Below are 14,808 nucleotides of genomic sequence, written 5' to 3' on the forward strand. Positions count from 1 at the left end.
TTGCTGAGCTGATCTGGCGACGACCGCCGGCGCACGAACCACGACGAACCCCGAACGACGTACGACGTACGACGACGAGCGGGGAACACAGAGCGGAGCAACGGAGCGATGGGCCGAGCGGAAGCGCGACGAGCCCGGCAGCGCGGTGCGCGCCGGGCGGGCAAGGCCGGAGGCGGAGGCATACGGCGCTTCTTCACCTGGAAGAAGCTGCTGGGTGCGTTCTTCACCTTCTGCCTGCTGGTGATGGGCGCGTTCTTCATCATCTATCTGCTCGTGCCGGTGCCCTCGGCCAACGCACAGGCCGAGATGGAGAGCAACGTCTACAAGTACAGCGACGGCACCGTGCTCACCCGTTCCGGCAAGATCAACCGTGAGATCGTCGGCCTGGACAAGATCCCCGAAGAGGTCCAGAACACGTTCGTCGCCGCCGAGAACAAGACCTTCTACAAGGACTCCGGCGTCGACCTGAAGGGCACGGCCCGCGGTGTCCTCAACACCCTGACCGGCAAGGGCAAGCAGGGTGGTTCGACCATCACCCAGCAGTACGTCAAGAACTACTACCTGAACCAGGAACAGACGGTCACCCGCAAGCTCAAGGAGCTGGTGATCTCCCTGAAGGTGGATCAGGAGAAGGAAAAGCCCGAGATCCTCGCCGGGTACATCAACACCAGCTACTACGGACGCGGCGCGTACGGCATCCAGGCCGCCGCCCAGGCGTACTACCGCACGGACGCACAGAAACTGACCGTGGCTCAGGGCGCCTATCTCGCCGCGCTGCTCCAGGCGCCGAACCAGTACGACTGGGCGATCGCCTCGCCGACCAGCAAGAAGCTGGTGACCGAGCGCTGGCACTACGTACTGGACAACATGGTCGAGGAGGGCTGGCTGGATGCCTCCGAGCGCGCGAAGCTCACGTTCCCCGAGCCCAAGCCGCCGAAGGCCGCACCCGGCATGGAGGGCCAGACCGGCTACATCGTCGAGGCGGCCAACGCCGAGCTGGCGCGCAGGGGAGTCAGCGAGGACCAGATCAAGGCCGGCGGCTGGACCATCACGCTGAACATCGACAGCAAGCGGCAGAAGGCGCTCGTCAAGGCCGTCGACGAGCAGTTGGAGAAGAAGCTCGACCGCGAGGGCGACAAGCGGGACGCGACCGTCCAGGCGGGCGCGACCTCCATCGACCCGAAGACCGGCAAGGTCGTCGCGCTGTACGGCGGAGTCGGAGCGACCGAGCACTGGCTGTCCAACGCCACCCGGCGGGACTACCAGCCCGCCTCCACCTTCAAGCCCATCGTCCTCGCCTCGGCCCTGGAGAACGGGTCGGTGACCCAGGACGAGCGGCCGATCGGCCTCAACACCGTCTACGACGGCACGAGCAAGCGTCCGGTAGAGGGCAGCGACGTCGCCTTCGCGCCGGAGAACGAGGACGACCGCAGCTACGGCCCGGTCACCGTCCAGCGGGCCACCAACAGCTCGATCAACTCGGTGTACGCCCAGATGATCGTGGACGTCGGCCCCGACAAGGTGAAGAAGACCGCGCTCGCCCTCGGTATGCACGACGGCGAGGGCTGGCCGGTCCGGCCCGCGATGTCGCTCGGCACGATGGGCGCCTCGCCCTGGGACATGGCCAGGGTGTACGCGACCCTCGACAACCACGGCAAGGAGGTCGTGCCGTCGATCGTGAAGTCGGCCGAGCACCGGACCCGTTCCGCGGAGCCCGCGGAGGAGGGCGGCGACGAGGTGATCAGCCGTGAGGCGGCGGACACGGTGACCCAGGCCATGACGGGCGTCGTGAAGAACGGCTCGGGCCAGAACGCCCGTGGCGACTACTTCGCGGCGGGCAAGACCGGTACGTCGGAGAACAACCGCTCCGCGTGGTTCGTCGGCTACACGCCCCAGCTCGTCACCGCCGTCGGACTCTTCGGCGAGGACCCCAAGGGCAAGCAGGTCACGCTGACGGACACGATCAACGAGGGCCGTGCCAACGGTGGCGGCGTACCCGCGAAGATCTGGCAGCACTACACCACCGGTGCGCTCGGCGGCGGTTCCGACGAGGAGTTCGACCTGGAGGCCGCCGAGCCCGTGGTCGAGGAGTCCCCGTCGACCCCGACCGGGACGCCGTCGGAGACCGAGAAGCCCGACAAGCCGGACGACAAGCCGACGAAGACGAAGGACCCGGACGACCGTCCGAGCCGCCCGACGGACCCGACCCCGTCGGACGACCCGCCGACCAAGCCGGGCGACAGCTCCGGCACCGACAACGGCGGAACGGACAACGGCGGCACCGACAGCGGCGGTACGGACAACGGCGGCACCGACAGCGGCGGTACGGACAGTGGTGGCACCGACGACGGTGGCACCACGGACGGCACGACGAGCGGCACGACGTCGGGCATCCGGCCACCGCAGCCGTAACCTCCCGGCACCCCGGTGGGACGTGGGAAGGGCCCGGCGCCTCGGCGCCGGGCCCTTCCGCGTCTCGGCCGCCGGCCTGAGGCCGTCAGCCTCCGTTGACCTCCTTGGAGATCCGGTCGCCGATCTCCTTGTCGACGTTGCGCCAGTACTGCACCGCGCGGTCCAGCACGGGGCGCGACACGCCCTGCTTCAGATGACCGCTGACGTTGGACACGAGCCGGTCGCGGGCCGCGTCGTCGAGGACCTTGCGGACCATCGTGCCCGGCTGGCCCCAGTCGTCGTCCTCGTTGTGCAGCTTGTACGCCTCGCGCACCATCTCGCCCGCCGCGGCCCAGCCCGCCGGGTCGCCGAACTGCCCGAAGTCCGCGGCCGGGCCGCCGTAGGAGTTCGGGGCGTACGGCATCGACGCGTTCGACGGCGTGTACCGCATGGGGCCGTCCTTCGCATACGAGTTGACCGCCGCGCGCGGCCGGTTGGGCGGCAGCTGCGCGTAGTTGGGGCCGATCCGGTAGCGGTGGGTGTCCGGGTACGAGAAGAGCCTGCCGAGCAGCATCTTGTCCGGCGAGGGGCCGATGCCCGGCACCATGTTCGACGGCTCGAAGGCGGCCTGCTCGATGTGGATGAAGTAGTCCTCAGGATTCCGGTTCAGGGTCATCCGGCCGACGTCGATCAGCGGGTAGTCACCGTGCGGCCACACCTTGGTCAGGTCGAACGGGTTGAACCGGTAGTCCGCCGCGTCCTCGAAGGGCATGATCTGGACCTTCAGGGTCCACGACGGCGCGTTCCCGGACTCGATGGACTCGTACAGATCGCGGCGGTGCTTGTCGCCGTCGGCGCCGGCCAGTTCGTCGGCCTCGGCCTGGGTGAGGAAGTCGATGCCCTGGTCGGTCTTGAAGTGGTACTTCACCCAGAAACGCTCACCCGCGCCGTTGATCCACATGTACGTGTGCGATCCGTACCCGTTCATGTGGCGGTACGTCTTCGGGATGCCCCGGTCGCCCATCAGCCAGGTGACCTGGTGCGCGGACTCGGGGGAGAGGGTCCAGAAGTCCCACTGCATGTCGTTGTTGCGCAGCCCGGTGGCCGGGTGGCGCTTCTGCGACCGGATGAAGTCCTGGAACTTGATCGTGTCACGGACGAAGAAGACCGGCGTGTTGTTGCCCACCAGATCGTAATTGCCGTGCTCGGTGTAGAACTTGAGCGCGAAGCCGCGAGGGTCGCGCCAGGTGTCGGGGGAGCCCTGCTCACCCGCGACCGTCGAGAAGCGGGCCAGCATCTCGGTGGACCTGCCCGGCTGGAAGAGGTCGGCCTTGGTGAACTGGCTGACGTCGTTGGTGACTTCGAAGACGCCGTACGCTCCCGACCCCTTGGCGTGCACCACCCGCTCGGGAACCCGTTCACGGTTGAACTGGGCCATCTTCTCGATCAGGTAGTGGTCCTGGAGCAGGATCGGGCCGTCGGATCCCACGGTGAGCGAGTGTTCGTCGCTCTCCACGGGAATGCCGGCGTTGTTCGTCGTGTATGGAGCTTTGGGGCGTGACTCGGTCACGAGCGTCCTCCCATCGATCGAGGGGAAATCTGGTCGCTTCGGCCGTGTACCCCAGTCAACTCCGCAGATGCGAAGTCGGCAACTTTTGGACTGGATCCAGACTCGGACTCCCTATGGGAGGATGGTCACACAGGGTCACGCGTGGGTGGGCAGTTCGAACCAGACGACCTTGCCCGTCGACAGCCGGGTGGCGCCCCACCTTCTGGCCAGCCGGTTCACCAGGAACAGCCCACGGCCGCCCTCGTCGGTGTCGCGAGCCCGCCGCTGCCGGGGCAGCTGCGGAGAGTCGTCACCGACCTCGCAGCGCAGGACGTCGGTACGCAGCAGCCGCAGCGTCACCGGCCGCTCCGCGTACCGCACGGCATTGGTCACCACCTCGCTGACCAGGAGTTCCACCGAGTCGGACAGCTCCTCCAGGCCCCAGCGGGCCAGTGCCCTGCGGGCGAGGCGCCGGGCCCGGCCCGGTGCCGCGTCCTCCGGCTCCAGGAACCAGTACGCGACATCACTCGGAGCGATCCCGTCGAAACGGGCCGCGAGCAGGGCGATGTCGTCGTCCCGGTCACCCGGGCCGAGCACGTCCAGCACGTCGTCGCAGAGGGCCTCCAGCGGCGGAGAGTGATCGGGCCCGGTGAGCTGCGCGGTCGCGGCCAGCCGCTCGCGCAGCTGCTCGATCCCGGTCCACACGTCCCGCAGCCGCGATTCCACCAGCCCGTCGGTGTACAGGAGGAGCGTCGCCCCGGCGGGCGCGTCCAGCTCGACGGCCTCGAAGTCCACCCCGCCGACGCCGATCGGGGCGCCCGGCGGAACCCGCAGCACCTCCGCCCGGCCGCCGAGATGGAGGAGTATCGGCGGCGGGTGGCCGGCGTTCGCGATCGTGATGCGGTGCGAGACCGGGTCGTAGACGGCGTACAGGCAGGTCGCCATGCGGTCGCTGCCGAGCCGCTGCGCCTGCTCGTCGAGATGGTGCAGCACCTCCTGCGGCGGCAGGTCCAGCCCCGCCAGGGTCTGGGCCGTCGTCCGCAGCTGGCCCATGATCGCGGCCGAGGTCATGGAGTGGCCCATGACATCGCCGACGACCAGCGCGACCCGGCTGCCCGGCAGCGGGATCGCGTCGTACCAGTCGCCGCCGACCCGGGCCGTCTCCGCGGCCGGGAGATAGCGCGAGGCGAGCCGCACACCGGTCGGCTGCGGCAGACCCTCCGGGAGCATCGTGCGCTGCAGCTCGTCCGCGATGTACGCCTCACGGCCGTACAGCACGGCCTTGTCGATGCCGAGCGCGGTGTGCGTGGCCAGCTGGGCGGCGACCAGCAGATCGTTCGGCTCGAAGGCGGGCCGGTCCGGGCGGCGCAGGAAGATCGCGGCACCGATGACCCGCCGGCGGCCGCGGAGCGGAGCCAGGATCGAGCGGTGCCCCGTCGGCAGCGTCTTGCCGTCGCCGAGCAGCTCGGGCAGGGCGGCGCGGGCGGCGGCGGAGTCGCCGAAGACGGGACGCACGCCCCGCAGCACCTCGGCGAGCGCCCCTCCCGTCACCACCTCGCACAGCTCGGCCGCCGGCGCCACGTCGGCCGGAGTGCTGAGCACCGGCACCTGGAGGGCGCCGCTCATGAAGGCGCCCTCGGAGTCCTCGTCGGTTAAACGCAGCCGGTCGGTACGGCGCAGCCGCAACACGAACGGCGCGACCGGCCGTTCGTCGCCGACCGGCAGCGGATCGCGCAGATAGACCAGGATCGCGTCCGAGAACGTGGGCACCGTGGCCCGGCACAGCCCGAGCACGATCTCGTCCAGGTCTATCCCGCGCGCGATCCTGCGGGTCGCCGCCCCGACGAAACGGAGCCGGTCGCCCTCGCGCCGCGCCACCCCCGCGGGGTCCTGCGGCGGCCCGGGGGGACCGGGCGGCTGTGGTGGGACCGCGCCGCCCGCCGCCGGCACCGGGGTATGGGCGGCCGCCTCCTGGCGCGGCCGCGTGCGTTCCTGCGGCCGGGTGCGTTCCTGCGGCCCGGCAGCCACGGGCTGCCGGCCTTCGTGGGAGGTGGGATGCTCCGTCACGCCTGGGATTCCGTCCGTCCGGGCCGGTGGTGCGAGGCGAATGCCTCGGGTGCCGCTGTACGCGTCCGGGGGCGGTGACGATCGTGGCTGCGCCGCGGTTCCCCGGGCCGCCGGGCGGAGCCGCCCGGAGTCCGGGACGGCAACGCCCCTGGATGGTCGATATAGCCCATACCCAATCCGGGCGAGGCGTCGACAGAACGAGGGCGATCCGGGCGCACATTCGGCACGGTTCAGTCCCCCTCGTGATGACTTACGGTCAGTTCCTGCGCTGTGCTCATTCGTTGATGCGAAGCAGCCTTGCGGAGGACGATCCTACGTTTGAACCCCGGGGGCGCATCAAGGGTCTCACGGCGTCGTCATGCGGACGTGCGCTCCGGAGTGCGATTCCAGTCGGCGGGCAGCTCCGGTACTGGCCAGCGGGGATCGGGCCGCCAGTCCTCCCAGCCGTCCGAGTACGGGGCGCCCCAGGCGCTGATCACGTCGACCGCGTCACGCCCGGCCGCCCGTACCCGCCGGGCCAGGCCCGCGTCCATCAGACCGGCCGCCCGGGCCTGGGCGAACTCGTCCTCGTCCAGCCAGCACCAGCTGCGGTCCGGCTGCACCGCGATGTCCAGAAAGTGATCCTCGGAGTCGACGCCCCCGGACCAACGGAACTGTGGCTCCTCCAGGTTGACGTACCAGTTCCTGAACTGCCAGCCCGGCTCCCAGAACAGCCACACCGACCAGGGCTCGCCGGGTCTGGCCAGCTTCAGCACCCCCGTGCCCGACCAGCGGGCCCGCACGGTGGTCCGGGGCACGGTGTACCGGGTCTCGAGCGGCTCATGGTGCACGGGCGTGCCGTCGGCGAGCACCGGCTTCACGCACTCGGTGCCGGGTGCCATCCACACCGCGAGCAGTTCCTCGGTGTCCCGCACCACGGTCACCGGCCTGCAGATGTGCACATCGGCGGACCCGTTGCCGCGATACCGCCAGAGAATCTGCTCCCCCGGCGCCCAGTGCCGAAAGCCCGCCGATGCTGTCATGCGCAGATCTTAGGCGCGGGGGAGTCCCGGCGCTGCGGTGCAGATCACGGCGGGGCGTGACCTCGCCGAACCGTTCAGGGGCGGGTCATCCGGAGCACGTCGAGCGCCTCGTCGAGCTGTTCCAGGGTCAGCGCGCCGCGCTCCACGTAGCCGCCCTCCAGCACCACCTCACGGATCGTCTTGCGCTGGGCCAGGGACCTCTTCGCGACCTTCGCGGCCTCCTCGTACCCGATGTACTTGTTCAGCGGGGTGACGACGGACGGCGACGACTCGGCGTACTCACGTGCCCGCTCCACATCGGCCGTGATCCCGTCCACTGTCCGGTCCGCCAGCAGCCGGGAGACGTTCGAGAGCAGCCGCACCGACTCCAGCAGGTTCTTCCCGATCACCGGCAGCATGACGTTCAGTTCGAAGTTCCCGGCGGCGCCGGCCACCGCGACCGTCGTGTCATTGCCCGTGACCTGCGCGGCGACCATCAGGACCGCCTCCGGGACGACCGGATTGACCTTGCCCGGCATGATCGACGAACCGGGCTGCAGATCGGGCAGCGCGATCTCGGCGAGCCCGGTGCGCGGGCCGCTCGCCATCCAGCGCAGATCGTTGGAGATCTTGGTGAGCGAGATCGCGATGGTACGGAGCTGACCGCTGGTCTCCACCAGCCCGTCGCGCGCGCCCTGCGCCTCGAAGTGGTTCCGCGCCTCGGTCAGCGGCAGTCCGGTCGCCCGTGCCACCTCCGCGATGACGGCCGCCGGGAAGCCGGGCGGTGTGTTGATGCCGGTGCCCACCGCCGTACCGCCGAGAGGCAGTTCCGCGAGCCGTGGCAGCGAGGCGTTCAGCCGCTCGATCCCGTAGCGGATCTGCGCCGCGTAGCCGCCGAACTCCTGGCCGAGCGTGACCGGGGTCGCGTCCATCAGATGAGTGCGGCCGGACTTCACCACGTCGGCGAACTCGTCCGCCTTGCGTTCCAGCGCCGCGGCGAGGTGATCGAGCGCGGGGATCAGGTCGCGGGTCACGGCAGCCGTCGCCGCGATGTGGATCGACGACGGGAAGACGTCGTTGGACGACTGCGACGCGTTGACATGGTCATTGGGGTGGACGTCGCGGCCGAGGCGCTCACCGGCCAGCGTCGCCAGGACCTCGTTCGTGTTCATGTTGGAGGACGTCCCCGAGCCCGTCTGGAAGACGTCGACCGGGAAGTGCTCGTCCCAGCGGCCCAGGGCGACCTCCTGCGCCGCGTCCTGGACGGCCCGTGCGATGTCCTCGTCGAGGACGCCCAGCTCCGCGTTGACCTTGGCGGCGGCCGCCTTGATCCGGGCCAGGGCCTCGATATGGGCGCGTTCCAGCCGTTCTCCGGAGATCGGGAAGTTCTCCACGGCGCGTTGGGTCTGGGCACGCCATTTGGCGTGTTCCGGCACCTTCACCTCGCCCATGGAGTCGTGCTCGATCCGGTACCGGCCTGCGTTGTCGCTCGTGTCGGACATCTCCAAACCTCCTGCAAAGGTGAGCACTTGTCTTGTTCTGCGTATTCCCAAGTGCGCTACCGGCCAGTAAAAACCGTCGGTAACACCGAACCGGGGAGGCGCAATGAGGCGCACTGGACGAAGACTTCGCCGCACGGTCGCGGCCGCCGCGGCCCTGGCGGCGACTCTCGGCACCATGGCAGCCACGACCCCCGAGCGTGCGCACGACACGGCCCGCTCGGCCGCATCCGCACCGTCGGTACCCCTTCCGCCGGAGCTGGAGAGGATCCGGGCCGCGGAGGCGACGGCCCTCTACGGCGACCCCGCCGAGCGCCCGTTCGACCAGCGCAGGACCGGCCTGATCTCGCTGGGCGACAGTGAGATCTCCGGCGAGGGTGTCGGCACCTACGAACCCGGCACCGACGGCCCCGGCAACTGGTGCCACCGCTCACCCGACGCCGCCATCCACCGCACGGGCATCGCCGCCGACGTCACGTACAACGTCTCCTGCTCGGGCGGGTACAGCGGAAACATCGTCATCGGCGGATCGAAGCAGTATCCGGACGAACTGGTGCAGAGCGACAACCTCGCCGTCAAGGCCCGCAACACCCGGATCAAGATGGTGCTGCTCGTCGCGGGCGCCAACGACGATCTGCAGTTCGGGCCCGTGATGACCGACTGCGTGGTGCGCTGGTTCACCTTCCAGGGGCCCTGCGAGACCAAGTACGCGAGCGGCTGGCAGGCCCGTGTCGACGCACTCGTCCCCAAGGTCGAGCGGACCGTACGCGATCTGCGGACGGTGATGCGCGACGCCGGGTACGCCGACGGCGACTACAAGCTCGTCGTGATGGGCTACCCCAGCCCCATCGGTCCCGACTTCCCCGACAACCCGAACTTCCCCGGCAAACTGATCTGCGGCGGCACCGGCTACGACTCCGACACCGTCTGGGGCCGCAACACCGCCGTCCCCGCCTTCGAACGCGGCATGCGCCGGGTCGCCCGTGCCACGGGCGCCGTGTACCTCGACAACTCCCGGCTCTTCCACGGCCACGAGGTCTGCATGGAGGACACCTGGGCGCGCGGGCTGTACGTCGAGCTGTCCAACCCCTTCCCGCCGGACTCCAACTCGGTCCGCCAGTCCTTCCACCCCAACGCCCGGGGGCACGCCGCCTTCGCCTCCTGCCTCACCCAGCTCTACGACTCCGGGCTGAAGGAGGCCGGTTGCGCCGACCCCGCGTCCACGGGCAGGCCGGTGCTCTACCCGTTCGCCTGGGACGACGTCTACAAGCCGCTGAAGAACGAGGCCACCGGAAGCTGCCTCGACGCCGAGGCGGCGAAGTCGTCCAACGGCACCGCGGTGCTGGGCTGGGACTGCCACGGCGGCCGCAACCAGGGCTGGTGGTACGACACCACCCGCGGCTCCCTCCACACCGAGCTCACCCAGGACCGCTGCCTGGACGTCCCCCGGGGCGACTACCGGGCCGGCGCGCCGCTCACCCTGTGGAACTGCCACGGCGCCGCGAACCAGCGCTTCGTCCGTGACGCCGGCACGCTCCGGCCCACGTCCGCGCCGCACCTGTGCCTGACCCTGTCCGCGGCGAAGGACCCGCTGCGGCTCCAGCCGTGCGACGGGTCCGCGAAGCAGCGCTTCGCGTAGCCGGGGCGCAATCTGAGCGGGGCCCGCCGCTGGGGAGCGGCGGGCCCCTTTGCCCGTGGGCCCGGGCAGGGACGGCTGTGCGTGCGGCGCCTAGGCGAGCCCGGGACCGCGCACCGGGATGCTGGTGAAGGTCGGGGCCGGGGCCGGGTTCTGGAAGAAGTCGTTGCCCTTGTCGTCCACGACGATGAACGCGGGGAAGTCCTCGACCTCGATCTTCCAGACCGCCTCCATGCCGAGTTCCTCGTACTCGACGACCTCGACCTTCTTGATGCAGTCCTGGGCCAGACGCGCCGCCGGGCCGCCGATCGAGCCGAGGTAGAAGCCGCCGTGCGTGCCGCAGGCGTCCGTGACCTGCTTGCTGCGGTTGCCCTTGGCCAGCATGACCTTGGAGCCGCCCGCCGCCTGGAACTGCTCGACGTAGCTGTCCATGCGGCCGGCCGTGGTCGGGCCGAAGGAGCCGGAGGCGTAGCCCTCCGGGGTCTTCGCCGGGCCGGCGTAGTAGACCGGGTGGTCCTTCAGGTACTGCGGCATCTCCTCGCCCGCGTCCAGCCGCTCCTTGATCTTGGCGTGCGCGATGTCGCGCGCCACGACGAGCGGGCCGTTGAGCGACAGCCGGGTCTTGACCGGGTAGCGGGTCAGCTCCGCCAGGATCGCGTCCATCGGCTGGTTGAGGTCGATCTTGACGACGTCGTCCTGGCCCTCGGACTCCAGGTGCTCGTCCGTGGTCTCCGGCAGGAAGCGCGCCGGGTCCGTCTCCAGCTGCTCCAGGAAGACACCCTCGGCCGTGATCTTCGCGACGGCCTGGCGGTCGGCCGAACAGGACACGGCGATCGCGACCGGGCAGGACGCGCCGTGCCGCGGCAGGCGCACCACGCGGACGTCGTGGCAGAAGTACTTGCCGCCGAACTGCGCGCCGATGCCGATCTGCTGCGTCAGCTCGAAGACCTTCTCCTCCAGCTCCTTGTCCCGGAAGCCGTGACCGAGGGCCGAGCCCTCCTCCGGCAGCTCGTCCAGGTAGTGGGCGGAGGCGTACTTCGCGGTCTTCAGCGCGTACTCCGCCGACGTGCCGCCGACGACGATGGCCAGGTGGTAGGGCGGGCAGGCGGCCGTGCCCAGCGAGCGGATCTTCTCCTCCAGGAACTTCATCATGGAGGCCTCGTTCAGGACCGCCTTGGTCTCCTGGTAGAGGAAGGACTTGTTGGCGGAGCCGCCGCCCTTCGCCATGAAGAGGAACTTGTACGCGCCGCCGTCGGTCGCGTACAGCTCGATCTGCGCGGGCAGGTTCGAGCCGGTGTTCTTCTCCTCCCACATGGTGAGCGGAGCCATCTGCGAGTAGCGCAGGTTCAGCCTGGTGTACGCGTCGAAGATGCCGCGGCTCAGGGCCTCTTCGTCGCCGCCCTCCGTCAGCACGTTCTGCCCGCGCTTGCCCATGACGATCGCCGTGCCGGTGTCCTGGCACATGGGCAGGACGCCCGCGGCGGCGATGTTCGCGTTCTTGAGCAGGTCCAGCGCCACGAACTTGTCGTTCGACGACGCCTCGGGGTCGTCGATGATCTTGCGCAGCTGGGCGAGGTGTGCCGGGCGGAGGTAGTGCTGGATGTCGCGGATCGCCTCCTCCGCGAGCTTGCGAAGCGCCTCCGGCTCGACCTTGAGGAACGTACGGCCGTCGGCCTCGAAGGTGGTGACACCCTCGGCGGTCACCAGGCGGTAGGGCGTGGTGTCCTCTCCCAGCGGGAGCAGATCGGTGTACGAGAATTCCGGCATTACGGCCATTCCTCACTCGGCAGACGGCTGGCATCCATTGGCAGCGCGCCCACAAGCGTAAGACGCCCTCCGCCGTCCGAGCTTGTGAGGTAAGGCTCAGTTGGAGGCGGGCCGTCGGGTGCGGACGGACGGATGGCCGGATGGCCGGCGGGCGTGCCACCACTAGTCGCGATCTATCGCGTTTCGCTACGCTGAGTCCGTGGACCTCGACAAGCATGATTCAGCCGACTCCGGCCGCGGACGGCCCCAGCAGCCGGTCGCCTCCGCCGCACCCGTCCTGCCCGCGGAACCCGCCGCACCCGCTGTACCTGCGGAACCCGCCGCACCCGCCGTGCTCGCGGACGCCGGCGGCGCGATCCGCGCGTCCGACGCCGATCGCGACAGGATCGCCGACATCCTCAGGGAGGCCCTGGCCGAGGGCCGGCTCGACGCCGAGGAGCATTCCGACCGTATCGACGCGGTCTACCGCGCGAAGACCGTCGGCGAACTGGAGCCGATCGTGCGCGACCTGCCCGCCGGCGCGTCCGACGCGCGCCCGCCCCGCAGGCAGCCGGCGTCGTACACGTACGGCCCGGAGCTGCCCGACGGACCCACCGAGAACCTCGTCGCCGTCTTCTCCAGCTCCACCCGCAAGGGCCGCTGGCGCGTGGGCGGGCGGACGCAGGCGTTCTCCCTCTTCGGGAGCATCGAGATCGACCTGACAGAGGCGATGTTCGGCCAACGTCTGACCGTCATCAACGCGACATCGATCTTCGGCAACGTCGAGGTCCGCGTGCCGGAGAACATCTCGCTGCGCGGAAGCGGCACCGGGATCTTCGGCAACTTCGAGGTCGACACGCTGGAGGCCGCCGACCCGGAGGCCCCGGTCGTCGTGGTCAACGGGTACTCCGTGTTCGGCAACGTGGAGGCCAAGCCGAAGCGGGGCAAGCGCGTCGCCGACCTTCACGACCGGCTGCGCAAGCACCTGGGGCGCTGACCCGCTCACTGAGCAGGGCGTGGAACCGGGGCACTGACCCGGGCTCTGATCGGGGCGGGGATCCGGGCACTGATCGGCGTGGATCCGGGGCGCGGAATCGCGGCGCGGAGCGGGACTTTCCGGAGCGCGGGGCGGCCGCGGATCGAGGCGTTCCGGGAGTGGCCGAGCGTAGTTCCGTCCACCGGAACACAAGTCCACTCAGTGCATAGGCACGCGCACAGCGGGTAGGGCTTGCTGCATCGTCTCTCGCTCGCGAAAGCCGTCGTCAGGAGTAGACCGTGCTGCAACTGCCGCATCAGTCCCTGCAGGTAGCCGCCGTTCCGGCCCAGCGCACCGCCGCTCGGGAAGATCAGGACGGACCCTGGCACGCGGAGGCGGTGTGCCGCCGGGACGAAGCCGGACTCTTCTTCGCGCCATCCAAGGAACCGACGGCGGCGCGGCTCTCGCGGGAGGACGCCGCCAAGCGCGTCTGCGCCCGCTGCCCGGTCATGGTGGAGTGCCGGGAGCACGCCCTGCTCCAGCCCGAGCCGTACGGCGTGTGGGGCGGGCTCACCGCGGCCGAGCGCCGTGTCGTCCTGGCCCGGCGCAGGCGGCGCGAGATGGAACTGAAGAAGTCGGCGTCGGCGGCCTGACGTTCCGCGCCACGCGGCACTCCGGGCACGTACGGACGGACGTACGGAGAGGGGCGCTCCCACCGCACATGGGAGCGCCCCTCTCCGTATGGCGTGTGGCCGTATGCCGTGAGGCCGCGTGCCGACGCCTGCGGGCTACTGCGCGCGGTCGAAGTCGACGGCGCTGTAGGCGCGCAGCTTCGACAGACGGTGGGTCGAGTCGATCTGCCGGATCGTGCCCGACTTGGAGCGCATCACGAGCGACTGCGTGGTCGCCGTCTCCGCGCGGTAGCGCACACCGCGCAGCAGTTCGCCGTCCGTGATGCCGGTCGCGACGAAGAACACGTTGTCACCGCTGACCAGGTCGTCCATGAAGAGCACCCGGTCCAGGTCGTGGCCGGCGTCGAGCGCGCGCCGGCGCTCCTCGTCGTCCTTCGGCCACAGCTTGCCCTGGATCGTGCCGCCCAGGCACTTGATCGCGCACGCGGTGATGATGCCCTCGGGCGTACCGCCGATGCCCATCAGCATGTCGACGCCGGTGCCCTCGCGAACGGCCATGATCGCGCCCGCGACGTCGCCGTCCGAGATGAACTTGATGCGCGCGCCGGTCTCGCGGATCTCCTTGACGATGCCCTCGTGCCGGGGACGGTCCAGGATGACGACGGTGACGTCCTCGGGCGAGGAGTTCTTCGCCTTGGCGACCCGGCGGATGTTCACCGGGACCGGGGCGTTGATGTCGACGAAGTCGGCGGCCTCGGGGCCCGTGACCAGCTTGTCCATGTAGAAGACCGCGGACGGGTCGAACATGGTGCCGCGGTCGGCGGCCGCGAGCACCGCGATCGCGTTCGGCATGCCCTTGGCGGTGAGCGTCGTTCCGTCGATGGGGTCCACGGCGATGTCGCACTCCGCGCCGGTCCCGTCGCCGATGCGCTCCCCGTTGAACAGCATCGGGGCTTCGTCCTTCTCGCCTTCGCCGATGACGACGACGCCGTTCATCGAGACGGTGCTGACCAGCGCTCGCATGGCCTTGACGGCCGCGCCGTCCGCGCCGTTCTTGTCGCCGCGGCCCACCCAGCGGCCGGCGGCCATCGCGGCGGCCTCGGTGACCCGGACGAGCTCCAGGGCGAGGTTGCGGTCGGGGGCTTCGGGAGAGACCTCGAGCTGAGACGGCAAGTTGTGCTCGGTCATCGGAGCGCACCTTTCTGTACGACGACGGCCGGATGAAGAGGGTGCTGTGACTCTATCGGTACGTCGACAAAATGAGCAGAGGGGCCCACGTTTGAGCAGACAACCTTGATGCGACCATAGTGC

General features: G+C 69.8%; 10 protein-coding genes. 4 read left to right on the forward strand and 6 right to left on the reverse strand.

Annotated features, from left to right (window positions below; genetic code table 11):
• Positions 1-108: 108 nt before the first annotated feature.
• Positions 109-2,412, forward strand: coding sequence for a transglycosylase domain-containing protein (locus tag ACIQMR_RS25730; protein ID WP_401391604.1), 2,304 nt, complete (start codon positions 109-111; stop codon positions 2,410-2,412).
• Between the two features lie 85 nt (positions 2,413-2,497).
• Here the strand turns inward: ACIQMR_RS25730 and ACIQMR_RS25735 are convergent, their stop codons facing one another.
• From ACIQMR_RS25735 to ACIQMR_RS25750, 4 genes are all read right to left on the reverse strand, one after another.
• On the reverse strand, positions 2,498-3,961 hold the full coding sequence (locus ACIQMR_RS25735) for a catalase (protein ID WP_401391607.1): 1,464 nt from the start codon (positions 3,959-3,961) through the stop codon (positions 2,498-2,500).
• Positions 3,962-4,096: 135 nt separating this feature from the next.
• Entirely contained in the window at positions 4,097-6,007 is a 1,911-nt protein-coding gene (locus tag ACIQMR_RS25740) for a SpoIIE family protein phosphatase (protein ID WP_401391609.1), read from the reverse strand.
• Between the two features lie 356 nt (positions 6,008-6,363).
• A complete protein-coding gene (locus ACIQMR_RS25745; protein ID WP_401391612.1) occupies positions 6,364-7,029 on the reverse strand; it encodes a DUF402 domain-containing protein in 666 nt (221 codons plus the stop codon).
• A gap of 74 nt (positions 7,030-7,103) precedes the next feature.
• On the reverse strand, positions 7,104-8,510 hold the full coding sequence (locus tag ACIQMR_RS25750) for a class II fumarate hydratase (RefSeq protein ID WP_401391615.1): 1,407 nt from the start codon (positions 8,508-8,510) through the stop codon (positions 7,104-7,106).
• A 103-nt stretch (positions 8,511-8,613) separates the two neighbouring features.
• Between ACIQMR_RS25750 and ACIQMR_RS25755 the strand changes: the two genes are divergently transcribed.
• Positions 8,614-10,146 carry a ricin-type beta-trefoil lectin domain protein gene (locus ACIQMR_RS25755; protein ID WP_401391618.1) on the forward strand — a complete coding sequence of 511 codons (1,533 nt, stop codon included), beginning with the start codon at positions 8,614-8,616 and terminating at the stop codon, positions 10,144-10,146.
• Positions 10,147-10,236: 90 nt separating this feature from the next.
• Here the strand turns inward: ACIQMR_RS25755 and ACIQMR_RS25760 are convergent, their stop codons facing one another.
• Complete coding sequence (locus ACIQMR_RS25760; protein WP_401391621.1) at positions 10,237-11,910, reverse strand: fumarate hydratase; 1,674 nt, start codon at positions 11,908-11,910, stop codon at positions 10,237-10,239.
• 277 nt (positions 11,911-12,187) lie between these two features.
• Here ACIQMR_RS25760 and ACIQMR_RS25765 point away from each other — a divergent pair, with 277 nt between their 5' ends.
• Positions 12,188-12,886, forward strand: a complete 699-nt coding sequence (locus ACIQMR_RS25765; protein WP_401391712.1) for a DUF1707 domain-containing protein — start codon at positions 12,188-12,190, stop codon at positions 12,884-12,886.
• A 278-nt stretch (positions 12,887-13,164) separates the two neighbouring features.
• Positions 13,165-13,518 carry a WhiB family transcriptional regulator gene (locus ACIQMR_RS25770; RefSeq protein ID WP_401391624.1) on the forward strand — a complete coding sequence of 118 codons (354 nt, stop codon included), beginning with the start codon at positions 13,165-13,167 and terminating at the stop codon, positions 13,516-13,518.
• A gap of 135 nt (positions 13,519-13,653) precedes the next feature.
• Here the strand turns inward: ACIQMR_RS25770 and glpX are convergent, their stop codons facing one another.
• Entirely contained in the window at positions 13,654-14,685 is a 1,032-nt protein-coding gene (gene glpX, locus ACIQMR_RS25775; protein ID WP_401391627.1) for a class II fructose-bisphosphatase, read from the reverse strand.
• Between the last annotated feature and the right edge of the window lie 123 nt (positions 14,686-14,808).

Origin of the sequence: Streptomyces sp. NPDC091376 (genome assembly GCF_044757085.1) — a bacterium.
Classification (GTDB): Bacteria; Actinomycetota; Actinomycetes; order Streptomycetales; family Streptomycetaceae; genus Streptomyces; species Streptomyces pratisoli.

Coding starts and splice junctions, on each gene's coding strand:
- glpX (WP_401391627.1), bottom strand. CDS start 14,685: ATGACCGAGCACAACTTGCCGTCTCAGCTCGAGGTCTCTCCCGAAGCC.
- ACIQMR_RS25730 (WP_401391604.1), top strand. CDS start 109: ATGGGCCGAGCGGAAGCGCGACGAGCCCGGCAGCGCGGTGCGCGCCGG.
- ACIQMR_RS25745 (WP_401391612.1), bottom strand. CDS start 7,029: ATGACAGCATCGGCGGGCTTTCGGCACTGGGCGCCGGGGGAGCAGATT.
- ACIQMR_RS25750 (WP_401391615.1), bottom strand. CDS start 8,510: ATGTCCGACACGAGCGACAACGCAGGCCGGTACCGGATCGAGCACGAC.
- ACIQMR_RS25760 (WP_401391621.1), bottom strand. CDS start 11,910: ATGCCGGAATTCTCGTACACCGATCTGCTCCCGCTGGGAGAGGACACC.
- ACIQMR_RS25755 (WP_401391618.1), top strand. CDS start 8,614: ATGAGGCGCACTGGACGAAGACTTCGCCGCACGGTCGCGGCCGCCGCG.